The sequence below is a fragment of the Rhizobium sp. SEMIA 4085 genome (genome assembly GCF_013004495.1).
GTDB lineage: Bacteria > Pseudomonadota > Alphaproteobacteria > Rhizobiales > Rhizobiaceae > Rhizobium > Rhizobium gallicum.
The window spans coordinates 1-13,311 of sequence record NZ_JABEPH010000147.1 but is presented as its reverse complement, the minus strand read 5'-3'; the positions used below and the strand labels follow the sequence as shown (position 1 = coordinate 13,311).

The 13,311-nt window shown below is 57.1% G+C and carries 18 protein-coding genes, 2 tRNA genes and 3 pseudogenes; 12 read left to right on the top strand and 11 right to left on the bottom strand.

All coding sequences use genetic code 11. The features are described 5' to 3' along the window. The 3 genes and pseudogenes from C9413_RS16225 to C9413_RS16215 all read right to left on the bottom strand — a co-directional run. Positions 1–91: pseudogene (locus C9413_RS16225) on the bottom strand (alanyl-tRNA editing protein); the annotation flags it as partial. A 5-nt stretch (positions 92–96) separates the two neighbouring features. Continuing rightward, the gene (locus C9413_RS16220) at positions 97–1,137 is read right to left on the bottom strand and encodes a cysteine synthase A (protein WP_170250635.1); all 1,041 of its coding nucleotides are present in this window, start codon (positions 1,135–1,137) and stop codon (positions 97–99) included. Positions 1,138–1,241: 104 nt separating this feature from the next. Continuing rightward, a complete protein-coding gene (locus C9413_RS16215) occupies positions 1,242–1,463 on the bottom strand; it encodes a hypothetical protein (RefSeq protein ID WP_039844687.1) in 222 nt (73 codons plus the stop codon). Here C9413_RS16215 and C9413_RS16210 point away from each other — a divergent pair. Beyond that, positions 1,450–2,286, top strand: coding sequence for an SDR family NAD(P)-dependent oxidoreductase (locus C9413_RS16210; protein WP_039846725.1), 837 nt, complete (start codon positions 1,450–1,452; stop codon positions 2,284–2,286). The genes C9413_RS16215 and C9413_RS16210 overlap by 14 nt on opposite strands. 143 nt (positions 2,287–2,429) lie before the next feature. Here the strand turns inward: C9413_RS16210 and C9413_RS33350 are convergent. The 3 genes and pseudogenes from C9413_RS33350 to C9413_RS16200 all read right to left on the bottom strand — a co-directional run. Beyond that, positions 2,430–2,660 (bottom strand): annotated as a pseudogene (locus C9413_RS33350) (DUF6429 family protein); the annotation flags it as partial. Positions 2,661–2,798: 138 nt separating this feature from the next. Further along, complete coding sequence (locus C9413_RS16205) at positions 2,799–3,179, bottom strand: hypothetical protein (protein WP_082046505.1); 381 nt, start codon at positions 3,177–3,179, stop codon at positions 2,799–2,801. A gap of 385 nt (positions 3,180–3,564) precedes the next feature. Beyond that, a tRNA-Asn gene (locus C9413_RS16200) sits at positions 3,565–3,639 on the bottom strand. A 117-nt stretch (positions 3,640–3,756) separates the two neighbouring features. On the opposite strand from C9413_RS16200, the gene C9413_RS33345 reads away from it, so the two are divergent. Together C9413_RS33345 and C9413_RS16190 are read left to right on the top strand one after the other, a co-directional pair. After that, complete coding sequence (locus C9413_RS33345) at positions 3,757–4,053, top strand: membrane protein (RefSeq protein ID WP_039844689.1); 297 nt, start codon at positions 3,757–3,759, stop codon at positions 4,051–4,053. Between the two features lie 145 nt (positions 4,054–4,198). Beyond that, positions 4,199–4,272, top strand: a tRNA-Cys gene (locus C9413_RS16190). Between the two features lie 116 nt (positions 4,273–4,388). Here the strand turns inward: C9413_RS16190 and C9413_RS16185 are convergent. Further along, a complete protein-coding gene (locus C9413_RS16185; RefSeq protein WP_052451507.1) occupies positions 4,389–4,868 on the bottom strand; it encodes a tyrosine-type recombinase/integrase in 480 nt (159 codons plus the stop codon). Between the two features lie 662 nt (positions 4,869–5,530). Further along, positions 5,531–5,749, bottom strand: a complete 219-nt coding sequence (locus tag C9413_RS34210) for a DUF982 domain-containing protein (protein ID WP_082046506.1) — start codon at positions 5,747–5,749, stop codon at positions 5,531–5,533. A 91-nt stretch (positions 5,750–5,840) separates the two neighbouring features. Between C9413_RS34210 and C9413_RS16175 the strand changes: the two genes are divergently transcribed. From C9413_RS16175 to C9413_RS16160, 4 genes are all read left to right on the top strand, one after another. Further along, positions 5,841–6,134, top strand: coding sequence for a hypothetical protein (locus C9413_RS16175; protein ID WP_039844690.1), 294 nt, complete (start codon positions 5,841–5,843; stop codon positions 6,132–6,134). Further along, positions 6,131–6,439, top strand: a complete 309-nt coding sequence (locus C9413_RS16170; RefSeq protein WP_170250632.1) for a hypothetical protein — start codon at positions 6,131–6,133, stop codon at positions 6,437–6,439. Before C9413_RS16175 ends, C9413_RS16170 begins: the two co-directional genes overlap by 4 nt. After that, positions 6,439–6,828: a hypothetical protein gene (locus C9413_RS16165; protein WP_170250631.1), complete on the top strand. Its 390-nt coding sequence runs from the start codon at positions 6,439–6,441 to the stop codon at positions 6,826–6,828. The genes C9413_RS16170 and C9413_RS16165 overlap by 1 nt, the downstream gene beginning before the upstream one ends. A 139-nt stretch (positions 6,829–6,967) precedes the next feature. Then, positions 6,968–7,270: a hypothetical protein gene (locus C9413_RS16160; RefSeq protein ID WP_039844693.1), complete on the top strand. Its 303-nt coding sequence runs from the start codon at positions 6,968–6,970 to the stop codon at positions 7,268–7,270. 191 nt (positions 7,271–7,461) lie between these two features. Here C9413_RS16160 and C9413_RS16155 read toward each other — a convergent pair whose 3' ends face one another. Continuing rightward, positions 7,462–7,773: a hypothetical protein gene (locus C9413_RS16155; protein WP_039844694.1), complete on the bottom strand. Its 312-nt coding sequence runs from the start codon at positions 7,771–7,773 to the stop codon at positions 7,462–7,464. A 132-nt stretch (positions 7,774–7,905) separates the two neighbouring features. Here C9413_RS16155 and C9413_RS16150 point away from each other — a divergent pair, with 132 nt between their 5' ends. The 3 genes from C9413_RS16150 to C9413_RS16140 all read left to right on the top strand — a co-directional run bounded on the left by C9413_RS16150 (position 7,906) and on the right by C9413_RS16140 (position 8,982). Beyond that, the gene (locus C9413_RS16150; protein WP_166677328.1) at positions 7,906–8,088 is read left to right on the top strand and encodes a DUF3307 domain-containing protein; all 183 of its coding nucleotides are present in this window, start codon (positions 7,906–7,908) and stop codon (positions 8,086–8,088) included. A gap of 8 nt (positions 8,089–8,096) precedes the next feature. Further along, complete coding sequence (locus tag C9413_RS16145; RefSeq protein ID WP_166677324.1) at positions 8,097–8,264, top strand: hypothetical protein; 168 nt, start codon at positions 8,097–8,099, stop codon at positions 8,262–8,264. Positions 8,265–8,724: 460 nt separating this feature from the next. Further along, positions 8,725–8,982 (top strand): hypothetical protein, encoded by a 258-nt coding sequence (locus tag C9413_RS16140; protein ID WP_170250630.1) that lies wholly within the window; start codon positions 8,725–8,727, stop codon positions 8,980–8,982. Positions 8,983–10,745: 1,763 nt separating this feature from the next. Here C9413_RS16140 and C9413_RS34485 read toward each other — a convergent pair. Then, positions 10,746–10,974, bottom strand: a pseudogene (locus tag C9413_RS34485) (hypothetical protein); the annotation flags it as partial. A gap of 391 nt (positions 10,975–11,365) precedes the next feature. Here C9413_RS34485 and C9413_RS16135 point away from each other — a divergent pair. After that, positions 11,366–11,551 (top strand): hypothetical protein, encoded by a 186-nt coding sequence (locus tag C9413_RS16135; protein ID WP_039844700.1) that lies wholly within the window; start codon positions 11,366–11,368, stop codon positions 11,549–11,551. An 18-nt stretch (positions 11,552–11,569) separates the two neighbouring features. Here C9413_RS16135 and C9413_RS16130 read toward each other — a convergent pair whose 3' ends face one another. Continuing rightward, entirely contained in the window at positions 11,570–11,815 is a 246-nt protein-coding gene (locus C9413_RS16130) for a hypothetical protein (RefSeq protein WP_039844701.1), read from the bottom strand. Positions 11,816–12,286: 471 nt separating this feature from the next. Between C9413_RS16130 and C9413_RS16125 the strand changes: the two genes are divergently transcribed. Further along, positions 12,287–13,192, top strand: a complete 906-nt coding sequence (locus tag C9413_RS16125) for a hypothetical protein (RefSeq protein WP_052451508.1) — start codon at positions 12,287–12,289, stop codon at positions 13,190–13,192. Positions 13,193–13,311: the final 119 nt, after the last annotated feature.

Below are 13,311 nucleotides of genomic sequence, written 5' to 3'. Positions count from 1 at the left end.
GCTCGATGCCCCCGCCTTCGTGGATGGCGGTGACCACCGCCTCGCATGTCGATAGATAGAAATCGTCACGATAGAGGGCATTGACTGGCATGGGGCTCACGCTGCTGGTTCGTAGGGTATCTTTATGTCCTGCGACGCGGTCAGCCACGAGGGAACGGGCAGGCCCTTTGACGTCAGGAAATCGGGGTTGAAGAGCTTTGACTGGTAGCGGTTGCCGTAGTCGCAAAGGATCGTCACCACGGTGTGACCCGGGCCAAGATCCTTCGCAAGACGTACCGCACCGGCAATATTGATTCCCGTCGAACCGCCGAGGCAGAGCCCTTCGTGTTCGACGAGATCGAAGACATAGGGCAGCGCTTCGGTGTCGGAAATCTGATAGGCGAAATCCGGCGTGAAGCCTTCGAGATTGGCCGTGATGCGACCCTGGCCGATGCCCTCGGTGATCGAGGAGCCGGAGGATTTCAATTCACCGTTCTTGTAGAACTCGTAAAGTGCTGCCCCCTCAGGATCGGCGATACCGATCTTGACGTCCTTGCGGAACGCCTTGAGGCCCGCCGCGACGCCCGCAAGCGTGCCTCCAGAGCCGACGGCGCTGACGAAACCGTCGACCTTGCCGTCAGTATCCTTCCAGATTTCCGCGGCCGTGGTCTCGATGTGTGCCTGGCGGTTCGCGATATTGTCGAACTGGTTCGCCCAGATGGCTCCGTTCGGATCGGACTTCGCCAGCTGTTCTGCCAGGCGGCCGGAAACCTTCACATAGTTGTTCGGGTTCTTGTAAGGCACGGCAGGCCCTTCTCCCAGTTCGGCGCCGAGCACCTTCAGCGCGTCTTGCTTCTCCTGGCTCTGCGTTTCGGGGATGACGATCACCGTGCGGTAGCCGAGCGCGTTGGCGACGACCGACAGCCCGATGCCGGTATTGCCGGCGGTGCCCTCGACAATCACACCGCCCGGCCTCAGTAGCCCCTTCTTCTCGGCATCGCGGATGATGTAAAGCGCGGCGCGGTCTTTCACCGACTGGCCGGGGTTGAGGAACTCCGCCTTGCCGAGGATGGTGCAGCCGGTCGCTTCGGATGCGCCCTTGAGCTTGATGAGCGGAGTGTTGCCGATCGCCTCGATGACGGATGGATGGAAGGTCATGGAATCTGCCTCTGTGGAACTGGTAGTTTAGGAACGGTCTTTTCCCTTCACAAGGCTGGGTTGGCAAGAAATGCTATTCCATGGCCCCGCCTGCGACGATAAAATTAGACTTCCGCTTTCAAAAATCCCACGTGACTTGCAATTTGCGTCGGACTGCCCGCCTCAAGCACACCAAAACCCTCGACGGGATCATCGGCGGCCGGATCGGCTGAAATGAGCCACAATAGCGTGATAAAGGCATGAATCCGGGAGGCAGCGAGGAACTTCCGGTTCTGGTTTTGTGCTGAATCGGCAGTCTGGAGGAAGTCAATGATGCGTGATTTCATCGCCCGTCCCGAACATGGCATCGCCTGGATTTCCGGCGCGAATTCAGGCATCGGACGGGCATTGGCGCTGAAACTGGCAGGCGAGGGATACAAAGTCGCCGTCACCGCGGGCAATCATGAAGAGCTGGCCGAACTTCAGACCGAAGCAAGCGGGCTTTCCGGCAGCATCGTCGTTCTCGATGGCGACGTGACCGATCCCGAGGATATGGAGCATGTGCTTGCCTCGATCGAATACGAGCACGGCGCGCTCGCCCTGGCGATCTTCAATACCGGCATTTACCAGCCTGTGCATGCCGAGGAATTGAACCGTGCGGATTTCGAGAAGAGCTTCGCCGTCAACCTCTGCGGTGTTGTCAATTGCCTCCTGCCTGCAATTCGGCACATGAAGGCCAAGGGGCAGGGGCAGATCGCCATCGTCTCGTCCGCCGCCGGCTATGGCGGCCTGCCTACGAGCGCGGCCTATGGCGCCACCGAGGCGGCGCTGATCAACATGGCCGAAAGCCTGAAATTTGACCTCGACAAGATGGGTATCCGCATCCAGATCATCTGCCCCGGCTTTGCCGATATGCCGGCGGCGCGCGAGAACAGCTTCCCGCTGCCGACGCTCGTGTCGCCTGCGGAAGCCGCCGAACAGATTGCGGCAGGCCTCAAATCCAATCGCTTCGAAGTAAGTTTTCCGAAGCGCTTCACCTATATGCTGAAACTCCTTCGGCTGATGCCCTACGGCCTCTACTTCCGGCTGGTGAATCGTTCGGCGCGCTGGTGGAAGCATCCACCCCCTTCGTCCGGCCACCATCCGGCGACACCGCATCCTGCGGAGTGATTGGGGTAAAGTCTCTCAGTGCAGCCTACGGCCAATGAAGAAGAGCCGGTTCACGAAGGCGTGCTCGCCCGCCCTGCCGATAATCCGGTCAGCAAGATTGACGAGCATTTGCCTTGGAACTGGAAAGCGAAAAGCGCTGCTAATCTCGGCGGCCGCGTAAACAAGGCCCGAAAAAGCTCCTCCGAGCGCTGTAGGCCTTCATCCGTCAAGATCAATGACTTCGTTTTGCTCGCCGGATCGCCGATCAGGCCCTTCTTGAACAATCGATCTGTTGCATTCCAATCAAAACCCTTCGACGCCCGACGCCCGTCATGCAACGTCAGCCATAGTAGCGCCAAGACAGCGTCGTCGATCTTGTCCTCGTCGATGTCCATGCTCCGATCATAACATGCAAGCGACCCAATCTCATGCGACCTTCAGCGTATGCATACTCAGGCGCCGGCTTTTTTCGCTAACGCAAGGAAATATCGATGGCCAACGATATCGGGTAGACCCTGAGATCGGCCCGGCGCCTACCGGTAATCATCACGATCGCCTCTGGACGATGATGCCCCTTCCAATCTGTCCAGCATTTGCAAGAGAAGGTCGGCGCAAACCTTTGTCGGTTCGTCATCGGCACACTTGATGTCAATTTCAACGTCTCCATCATGGATGTGAAAATGCGCCGCCTTCGATGGGGGAGGAAGGGGTGGACGATCACGCATTCGTCCCCTGCGCCAACCAAGACGACGACGATCCTCATCTGAGGGAGCGGCTTGCTGACCGGGCGGAGTGGATTCAGGCGCCGCTGTTGCATTGTCTGGCGGCCGCGGCGTGTCGGTGGGCTGCTGGGCAAAGCTTGCGCCGGCGGTCAATGCCAAGGTAACGGCTGCAATGGAAAGGATGGGTTTCATGACTGATCCTCGGATTTCGCACATGAAGGAACGCCTCGCACCGAGGTTGGTTGCAACGATACTTTTAAGGGCTAAATGGCGTTGCGCTAATGACGACGTATTGGAAGAGCGTCGTGTCCGACATAGCTTGCGGCGCTTCGAACCATCAAGGTCGTTCCAGCCTTCTAAGCCGGCGTTGGGAGCATGAGGAGGGCCGATATAAAGTCCTGCTGCAAAAGGTCCTCATCGCGCTCGTGAGGGCCGCGCGAGATATATTCCTGCACAAAATCGAAGCCACAGCAGGAGTTTAGCCACCAACAGGAAATAAGTAGTCGGAATAAAATGAGGAGCCGGTTCATTCAAGAACCGACTCCTGCAAATGCATCAACCACTTAGGTTGGAAATCTGGCTCCCCGGGCCGGATTCGAACCGGCGACCTGTCGATTAACAGTCGAATGCTCTACCGCTGAGCTACCAGGGATCACCGCTTGGCGCGGCGTGAGTGGGCTAATACAAATGCTTGTTCGATTTGCCAAGCAGTTTTTTCAAAAAAATGACATCCGCTTGCATTTGCGGCGTTTGTTACCATCTCCTGTGCATGACTGACGGGAAAGACAATAGCAGAAACCCGCGCGAAAAGCGCTTCGGCATCGATCATACAACGGGAAAGCTCGTTCTCGGTTCCCTGCACATCCCTCTGCCGCGCTCGCGGATTGCCCGCGTGTTCATAGGCGTCCTGCTGATCTTCTGCGGTATCCTGGGCTTTCTGCCGGTTCTCGGCTTCTGGATGATACCGCTCGGCTTCATCGTTCTCTCGCACGACCTGCCGTTCGCCCGCAGATGGCGCCGCCGATTCTCCATCTGGTGGCACAGGCGGAACACGTCCGCAGGCTGATGGAGAAACCAAGGAAAAGAGCGTGTGAAGAACGGTTCGGAACACCGTTCAGAGGTTGCCGGGGTCATTTTTCAGAAATGGCCTCTTGCGATTTTTCTAGGATGGTTCTAAACGCTCGCCACGGTTCGATTACTTGAACCTGTGAGGCCTCGTGGCGGAGTGGTGACGCAGAGGACTGCAAATCCTTGTACCCCGGTTCAATTCCGGGCGAGGCCTCCAAACTTTATTCACCCCAGTTGTAAGTAGTCGATTTTGCTTGATTATTTCTCGGGTGCGGCAATCTGGACTTGAACCGCTCCGCCACACCAAAGCAGGTGTGGCAACCCGTTCCCGGTTTAACCGTCCGTCCCATCAGCCGCCGGCAACAATTTTGTGCCGATTCCGTCCCAATTGATCTTGCCTACAGCCATCCTCGCAAGACGTGCCCGGTTTGCATCCCGGGTGTAGATTTTCGACGTCTTTGCATCTTTCCAGCCGAACATCGCCTCAAGCATATTATCGGTCGCTTCGTTACGAGCGACATTCGTGGCCAGTCCCTTGCGCACGGAATGCGATGTCAGATGCGGCATTCCCGCCTGTCTCCACCAATCCGAAATGCGATTGCCAAGCCCCTTCACGCTGAACGGCTTGCCGAATTCTGTGACGAGGTGCGTCAATGCTGTGACTTTGTGCGTTGCCAAGACGCCTTCGAGAATCGGATGAATGGCGATCTCGATATCAACAGGCGTCCGGTTGCGATTCTTGAAGAGCCGAAGCTTGAATGCATCCAGCCTGCGATGCTGCGGACCAAGCACGGCTAGATCCGATACGCGCAAGCCTGTGTACGTCTAGATTGCCTCATAGAGCACAGCCTTGGAGTTTATGCCGTGATGCTCGATGAAGCGATCGACGTCTTCCGGCTTGGCCGTCTCGTGGCCAATCGCTGTAAGCGCGGAAAGGGTCAACGAGGCGCGCGATATTTGGCGAGATCGGCTTATTGTCCTTCTTCGTCTCAAAGACCTGGCGAAGGACTTTCAGGCGCTCGTCGGCTGCGAATGACGTTTCCTTCTTGCGATCCCGGAGAACCTCAACACCAAATATCTTGGCCATGAGCGGGTTGCAAAGGATGGCTACGTCGAGATCAGTGTTGACGAGCCGAACTCTCACACCGGCTACGACCGACGGCATGTCCTGAAGCACAAATATCTCTGGGAAAAGCAGAACGGCCCGCTGCCTGATGGGATGTTCTTGAAGTGCCTGGTTGGCGACAAGACGAACACCGAGCCGCCGAATTGGGAGCCGCTGCGCAACGCTGCCTTACCTCAATGGCCATCGCGGTTTGGGCTACGAGGCTGCGGAGCCGGAGGTCGGGCCTGCGATCATCGCGGTAGCGAAGCTCCGGCACGCTGCGAGAAAGGCAAGATCCAAGGCAGGTTGAAGCATGAATGAATTCGCACTCGCAACCATCCCGGGCGCCGTCGGCTATTAGGTGGACCGATCAATGGCCAGCAGCGAGCTCAACAGCGGACCTAGCCTCTTCAGCGGGCAGTCGGCCTTCATGCACCGCTCGACAAGTTCGCCACGCATGGCGCCATTTGTCGCTGCTCTGGTTGGGCTCGTGGATAAGCCAGTTCATTGCCTCCTCAGCCGAACCGACAATTATCCGGATACGGCCATCTCCCAAGACGAGGGGTTTCTTCCAACGTTGCGTCAACATGGTCTCGCTCCAAACGAAAGTTTCTCGGTCATAAGAAATCCGCCGCGGCGTCAGATCGTTCCATCGAATTTCAAAGAAGCAGGAGCGGTCGATGAACAAATTCGACTGCGGAGCAATGAAGCGCCCACGGCGGATAGCCTACTACCGGCGAGTCCATGACGCCGAGAACCGCGTCCTTCGCGATGGCCGGCACGACATCATCTTCGCGACGGAAACCGAAGCGCTCAAGGCCGCCAACGGTGCGTTCTTCGAACATCTCAACAGCCCGATCACCGGCATTTCCTCCATGGGCGGCAGCAAGAAGGGCGTGGCGAAGAAGACCGCGGAGGCGATCTTCCGGAAGGGGGAGCGGATCGAAGTCGAGCGTAAAGGAGCAGTCGCATGAACGCCAACGTCAAGATCGATTTGGAGAGCGCCTCGGCTCTCTGGAAGGATGGCTCATCGATCGGCGTCATCGCGACCAAGTATGGTGTCTCCCGGCAGACAGTCGGGACATCCCCGCTGCTGCAAATCCACGCTAGCGACGAAGAGCGTCTTGGTACAGGCAAGGAGCTGCATGAACTCGGCGTTCATCAATGCCGGTGGCCGCTGAATAACGGCTCTCCATTCCTGTTCTGTGCCGATGCGACCGGCGGGGATCTTTACTTCTGGCATCTCATGCACCGCGGCTATCGCGTCAGGAAGGGTTGATGGTCGACCGTATCTCCTGCTGCATCCCATTTTGCAGCCGCACCACGAAGCACGAATGCCGCGAGTGGATTTGGCCGCTTGTCCGGCGCTACAATGCGCCGCCGCGACAGCAAGCTTGTCCGGCTCTACCAGAAGCGGTTCGAGAAAAATCAGTTCTGGGAATTAAAGACCGGCTCGCCGGAGAGGAGAGCGGCGGTTCGCCTTGCTGGCCTTTGCGCGAAATCATGGTCGGCGTGCAAGAAACAGGCGATCGAAAGGGCTGCTGGTATATGAGCAAAGGCAAGCTCGACGCACTTCTCGACGGGTCTCGGCATCAAGTTGGTAACGGTCTATCGACGCCGTGCGGCCGCGCAAACCAGCTCCGATGGGGATGTACGTTTGAGGCTTAGCCCGGGTGAACTTCCTGACGCATTCTCACTCGGGCTGCGGCGCGGGCACCAATTCGAGGCAACGCTTCAACGATAAAGAATCGTTTTGAATGCCGCGGGCAGTGCTGTTTAACTCGCCTCCATAGGAGGAGGAGTTCCCATGAAGAACGTGATTTTAGCAACTGCGCTTTTGCTCCCGTCGTCAGGCCTTGCCGCCCAGGCCGTGGAAGTCAATGCCCGCGCTCACACGTGTAGTCAGATTGCGCAGATGATCCGCCAATCCAAAGCGACTTTTGTACGCACCGGCTTCGGCGGCCGCAGCTTCCGCTATCCGCCGTCCCGCTGTAGGCTGGGTGACAAGCGCGCCATCGTCAGCTTGCGGGATGCCAACGGACAGATGTGCACCCTCGATTATGCGTGCGTTAATGATCCGGCATCACCCTATAATTGGTCCTTGGATTAGCGTCGGAGTCCAGGGGATAAGTAAACCGAAGGCGGCGCGTCGAACCTGGACCGGCCTGACCACCACAGCCCGCCACCTTAACCGGTGTGCGGGCAGGGATTAACGACCCAGGCAAGGTGATCAAGCTCGAAGACGGCATGATCTTCAATTGTGTTGTGACGGGTAACGCATGACACGTACCGAACGAGCGATCATGTCACAGGGCCAGCTTTAACATCAGAGTCGAATGTGGCTGAGCTCCAGTCGGCGATGAAATACTTCTCGACCGTAAGTTCACCCTTCTCAGCTCTGGCGGCCTTTGCTGCAGCGTTGAATACTGCTTGTGCCGCGTCGCGATCTTGGAAGTCGCCGATCAACGTGGTGTTGGGTAGCTTATACCATTTCTTTGCGGTAGGCGCCCATACCCAAGTCGACCATCCAAGTTTCTCCGCTTGAGCGATAAAGGCGGCGTGCGGATCTCGATGGGTGTCCGCTATATCGTAAACGGCAATGTAGCGTGCCATAGGCGTTCCTTTGCTGGTTGCATCAGCAGTTGATAATGAACACCCATGAGTCGCAAGTGCAGTTCAACAACGCGATCCGCTTTGCGCAGTGGTTTTACGGTTATTCGACTTCTCCACAGGATGCCAGCCAAGATGATCGAAAATATCGTGATGCTGGCCCTTATGCTGCTGGCGGCCCATTGGCTCTGCGATTACCCGCTGCAGGGGCAGTTCCTTTCCGACGCCAAACAATCAGGCCCGCTGCGCGTTTACCACCTGATCGCACATTCCGGCATCCAAGGCGCCGGCGTGGCGGTGGTCACAGGGAAAATCTAGCTCGGCTGGTGGCATGGCTGGCACACACGGCGATCGACGAGGCGAAGGTGAGGGGCAAGACGACGTTGGCCCAAGACCAGGCGTTGCATATCGCCTGCAAGATCGTCTGGCTCGCTTCCCTCGTTCTGTCCGCAACGCTGCTGGATGGGTCGTCTATATTGCTCTGGTGGCGATGATTTTTGCACTGTCATCTATCTCGGCATGGTGGCCGAGATGAGCGGGATGGTTGAACGCGGTGCACTGCTGGTGATGTGTATCGTGGTGGCGGTCACGCTGCTATGCTGGATATTGTAGAAATTCGTATCGCGAAGTGCAGAGTAGCTTGATGTTGTGGAAGCCTAATTCGAACGGTTCTCTGCCCGCCTCGCTCGGCGGCGGGCATTGCGCAACTCAGTGTAATAACATCGCGAAATCTCTGAGGATAGTCTCTCGAAGTCGATGATGCCGATGGGCCACGGTGCGCCAATGAGCGACCTCATCGTCAAATTGGACACCGCCATAGCAGTGGATGTGATGGCCGCCGTCGGCATGGAAGTAGATCTGAAGAACTCGCAGACACAGCTTGGCAAGCGCTTCGACTAGGAGGCGGAAGACCGCAAGGACCAGCAGAAGAATTTGCAGGTCACGCTTGGAGGCATGAATAACCAGATAGGCCAGATCACGCCGTTGCAATTCCAGCAGTCGCGCATGCTCGAACAGATCACCGAAAACAAGGCGGCCATCATAGAGACGAACAAGCGAACCGATCGCGTCGTGGAATCCTTCGGCGGCAAGCTGGTTGGCGAAAATGTAAATGAGGCTTTGACGCAGATCAAAGTTCTCAGCAGCAAGTTCGATGACGCCAATGGGCGGGCGAACAAGACGCTTTTTAGAACGCCGATCGTCCGGCCTTAGACCGCGTATCTAATAAAAAAAGAGCCCCGATCGTCGGGGCAGAGGTAATGACGAATACCGCTCATTGGGGGTGCGCGGCTCCCATAAGATGGGCTAGGTGATCTGCCCGTTAAACTAGCCCAAAGGTATTAGTGCGATTTCGCACAAAAATGCGGCCCTGCGTCCGGGGTTTGAGCAGGGCCAGATCGCCGGCTAGATGCGCGTGCGTAGTAGTGCCGCGCAATCCGATCAATTCAACGACTTAGCCGCCAAGATTGTTCCGCTAGCACATAAAAAAGCGCCGCCGAAACGCGAGGTAGGTGCTTTGGAGCGGGTACTCCTAATAGGATCTAACGAACGTATGAAAAGAATGCTCAATGCACACGATGCCATCTTGGCCCGCTTGCCACCGGCAGCGGAGATGATCCGAGGAGCCGAACGCCTGTCGACTGGAAAGCGAAGGGCTGTGCCCCGGAGACGACAGGGATGAAAAAAGGAGTGCGCCTACCTGGAGTGCGCCATAAATCGTATGGCAACCCCTAGTGTTTCGTAGCGCTGTCGATAGATGGCTTTCAAAGAAGCTCGGTGGGTGATCGCGGCGCTCCAGACGCTCGACCACCTCTCTCAGCGCGATCTCGGACTTGATATTGTCGATCGCCTCGCGGAAGGACTTCTCTATTGTCGGAGAATTCGCGTCGATGAGGGCAGATTTGCTGGCGAAGGGTGGCCGTTATTCAGCATCGGCGCCCTTGGGCCTACCTTCTTCGGAGCGGGAGCCTCATCCTTGATGATCTGCCCGAAGCCGATGGCTTGAAGTGAACCCGCCTCATGCGCGGAATGTCGACGATCTTTCGGTGCGTGCAGGCCCTATAGGTCTAATGCAGTAGCAATTTAGTCATAGGTGTTCCTTTCCATCGTTTCGGCTTTCGATGATACTCCGCCAAGCAGAGACACGGAGTGACGGATGGGAAACTTCGGGCCCGTGATTATCGCAAACATTCCCTATTCGGATTTGGAAAAGCTCTCAAATTCCGTGAAGAAGTGCGCCGGCGTTTACATACTCACGGCACCAAGCGGCGGACCAGGAACACCCGCGGTCGACGCTCACTGCTGGTTCCCATCACTCGATGACAGCATCCAATTCGAGCGTGAATGGGCGGCGCCCCACGACGACTGAGTCACGACAAGGACGACGTTGGTCACGCCATCGCAATTGCTGGGATCGCCGTTGACGACGCGATACGACTTGCCATTGGCCGTGAGGGCGAGAGATCGTGATCCCACGGACCAGATGGAAACCTGCACGTCTCCGGCCTGAATGACAGCCCTCGATCTCGCGCGCCGTGTATCCCACCGGCACGAGCTTGGCCGTGTACGATCTTTCGACCGGATCGCCGCCCAAGACAGGATCTCGAGGCGTTACGCGTGTTACGGTATCCCTCTGGCCGACTTCGCGATGAGGCGATCACCGGAGCCCTGCAAGCGTCTGTCGTTAAATTGTTCCATATTGCACCGCATATTAAAATTAGCAGTTGCTTGTGCACCTGCGAAATTGTGGCATCCTGCGAGCGATCAACAGGGGGTGCTATGACCGCCAAGCTATACTTTATAGGTAGACCACAACCAACACGCATGAACTGCCGGCAGATCGTCGATGCTGCCATGCTTGAATTGGTCGAAAGCCTGCACTCACAAGGTCTTGGACGAGCTGAGGTGGCCCTCGCCCTCGCCGACGCATCCGAAGACTACGTCATCAGGCTAGCGAGTGAGGCGGCTCACAGGGCCTAGGCTACCAGCGCGCGCCAGGATCGGCACAGTAACGGCCAGAGCAGTCCCTCGATCGTGGTTGCCAGCGGGGTGGCGAGCGCAACGATCTCGGCCACGTCGATTAAAGGAGAGGTTGAATACTCGACCTTCTCACGCTTGACCGTGCAGAGCCGGTTATGATCGGTGAATGGCTGCCAGGATTGGAAATCTCGAGGAAACGGCCTCGTAACTCGCGTTCACGATGGCATCGGAGATTCGGTCGTCCGACGTGACCATTTCCGGAGGGTGGTCATTCGTCACCGTCCGGCGCGAGCCCTCTTGAGCCTGTGCTCAGCAAAGACCTCGGCGCCCTCCGCGATGGAAGCGCGCCGGACTCATGCCCGGTTTTCCCACGTCGAATCCCAGATAGATCTGGATGCCTGTATGGGCGATACGAGCGTTCGGGCAACAAGGTAGCCGTCATCGCGCCGGCGCCTTCCCGCAACGGTTACAGCGTCGGTTAAATTCATTGTGGACCCAAGGTTTGGGGCGTAGCCGGGCACTATCCCAATGGATAGGCTCGATATACACACGCACGATTCATCTTTTGGTGGCGAAGTGCTTTTCTATCGATGCTTCAAGAAGGAGGAATTTCCCCATGGAAGCCCACAGGTATAACGTTCATAAGAATCTGAACATCTATTGGTCGGTGTTCGATGAAGTCACCGGGCAAAAAGCAGTGATCAACGGATTTGTCATGGACATGCTCACAGCCGAAGAGGCCAAGGAGTTGGTCGGAGCATTGAACCGCGAGTTAGATCAAGTATTTCTTCTGGCTGCGTGACACCGATGACACCGAGCATCAGACTTCCACTTCCCTGACGCTCGCAAGCCAGTCGTCGATCACTTCTTTAAACGCCTCCGGTCCGAGCAGGATCTCGCCCTGATAGGGTTCGACGGTCGCGCGTTCCGGAGCATCATCGTCGTAAGCGATGGTGATATGCAGCTGTTCTCGGCGTAATCCCAGCTCATCTTCGACGCGAACAGCTCTCCGAACCGCTCCATCAGCGGCGGGCCACCCCGCCGGATTTTCACTTCGCCATTCCATGCACAGTCAATGCCATGTCCAATGATGAAGCCGGAGGAGAATGCCGGGATTTTACGAGATAGAATAGGCGAAAAGAGTATGGCAGGCTGTGGCAGCCACGTTGATTTTTCCAAAGATTTTATTTCAGGCCAAGTGTGGCGGCATCCCTGGCAAACGTTTGAAAGCGCCAGGCTTGGTTATTCGGGGCGAGACCACCAAACTTCTCAATGTTTTGACATTTCGGCGTGCGTTTCATCGCCCCTCCGTACAATTCGTGATGCTAATAAATATGGCGGATTGCATTCGAAAGAAACTTCGCAATCGATTAGCTCGAAACCGTAACAGGTCGGAGGTTTTTCGCGTCTGCCAGGCAATTATTTGACAAACAATCATATTTTGGAAAATGAGCGCCTCTCCGGGAGTAACCTCCAAGGCAAAAGCCGGGCGCTGCGGTCTGGCTGAATTGCCGAAATCAGTCCGCTGTGATCCGATATGCCGGCCATTGAACAGGAAATTCGACAGGACGCACGCATTCCGCCCGGCTATAGCGTTCGGCAGCTTCTGGCATCGCCGCTGTTTGCAATGTCGCTGACGGAGGCGGCGAGCCGCCTCATAGCCATCTATCATGAGGCGCCGCGCGCGGTGCGCTATACCTCTGATCTGCGCCGTTGGCTCGTCGCCCAGGCCGCGCTCGCCTTCTATTTCGAGCGTCGGACGGATGCGAGCTGCGAGGATCTGACGGTTACGCGTCTTACCGAGTTTGCGCCGCTGCACCAATTCGCCAGCAGGAATACGATCGCTTCCTATATTGCGCAGATGCGCCAGTACAAGCTCTTCACCGAACGGGAGAGCCCGGACAAGAGACTGCGGCCGTTGGCGCTTTCCGAAGCGGCGGAGCATCTTATCCGCAACTGGTTCGACAGCCATATGGCATCGCTGGATAGATTAGACGGAGGAGAGCGGCTTGCTCTTTCCCAGGCCGACCCACGGCTGCTTTACTATTCCCATCCGCCCGCTGCCCGGGCACTCATCGCCGATCCGCGCTGGAACGATCCGCCGGAAAGCGTGAGGACCTTCACGTTCACCAATCTCGGCAGCAACGTGATCCATGACCTGGTGGCCCGTTTTCCCTCGGGCAATACGCTTTCCGAGCGCTGCTACGTTGGCGAACTGAGGCCGGGAGATCTTGCAAGCCGCTACCATGTCTCGCGCACGCAGATCGTGCGCGTCCTGAACCGTGCGAGAGCCCTCGGCGACATCGGCTGGGACGGCTCGCAATATGGCGAGAAGTTCTGGATTTCCGCCCGCCTGATCGAAGATTATCGGGGATGGCAGGCCGTCAAATTCGAAGCGCTGTCGAGGTCGATGAGCGACGCTTGCGCGCAGATATACATATAATGCCGCGTTCAGGCGCGCTGCACTTCGCTGACGCTATCGTGTCGTCTCGCTGTCCAGCAGCCCGCAGCAGAATATGGCAATCAGCGCTGCGATGATGAAGAAGTCGAACAGCGTGAGAT

Excerpts from the sequence above, each read along its gene's own strand:
- C9413_RS16220 (WP_170250635.1), bottom strand. The coding sequence starts at position 1,137 with ATGACCTTCCATCCATCCGTCATCGAGGCGATCGGCAACACTCCGCTC.
- C9413_RS16210 (WP_039846725.1), top strand. The coding sequence starts at position 1,450 with ATGCGTGATTTCATCGCCCGTCCCGAACATGGCATCGCCTGGATTTCC.
- C9413_RS16215 (WP_039844687.1), bottom strand. The coding sequence starts at position 1,463 with ATGAAATCACGCATCATTGACTTCCTCCAGACTGCCGATTCAGCACAA.
- C9413_RS16205 (WP_082046505.1), bottom strand. The coding sequence starts at position 3,179 with ATGAAACCCATCCTTTCCATTGCAGCCGTTACCTTGGCATTGACCGCC.
- C9413_RS33345 (WP_039844689.1), top strand. The coding sequence starts at position 3,757 with ATGACTGACGGGAAAGACAATAGCAGAAACCCGCGCGAAAAGCGCTTC.
- C9413_RS34210 (WP_082046506.1), bottom strand. The coding sequence starts at position 5,749 with ATGTTGACGCAACGTTGGAAGAAACCCCTCGTCTTGGGAGATGGCCGT.
- C9413_RS16175 (WP_039844690.1), top strand. The coding sequence starts at position 5,841 with ATGAACAAATTCGACTGCGGAGCAATGAAGCGCCCACGGCGGATAGCC.
- C9413_RS16170 (WP_170250632.1), top strand. The coding sequence starts at position 6,131 with ATGAACGCCAACGTCAAGATCGATTTGGAGAGCGCCTCGGCTCTCTGG.
- C9413_RS16165 (WP_170250631.1), top strand. The coding sequence starts at position 6,439 with ATGGTCGACCGTATCTCCTGCTGCATCCCATTTTGCAGCCGCACCACG.
- C9413_RS16160 (WP_039844693.1), top strand. The coding sequence starts at position 6,968 with ATGAAGAACGTGATTTTAGCAACTGCGCTTTTGCTCCCGTCGTCAGGC.
- C9413_RS16155 (WP_039844694.1), bottom strand. The coding sequence starts at position 7,773 with ATGGCACGCTACATTGCCGTTTACGATATAGCGGACACCCATCGAGAT.
- C9413_RS16150 (WP_166677328.1), top strand. The coding sequence starts at position 7,906 with ATGATCGAAAATATCGTGATGCTGGCCCTTATGCTGCTGGCGGCCCAT.
- C9413_RS16140 (WP_170250630.1), top strand. The coding sequence starts at position 8,725 with ATGAATAACCAGATAGGCCAGATCACGCCGTTGCAATTCCAGCAGTCG.
- C9413_RS16135 (WP_039844700.1), top strand. The coding sequence starts at position 11,366 with ATGGAAGCCCACAGGTATAACGTTCATAAGAATCTGAACATCTATTGG.
- C9413_RS16130 (WP_039844701.1), bottom strand. The coding sequence starts at position 11,815 with ATGGAATGGCGAAGTGAAAATCCGGCGGGGTGGCCCGCCGCTGATGGA.
- C9413_RS16125 (WP_052451508.1), top strand. The coding sequence starts at position 12,287 with ATGCCGGCCATTGAACAGGAAATTCGACAGGACGCACGCATTCCGCCC.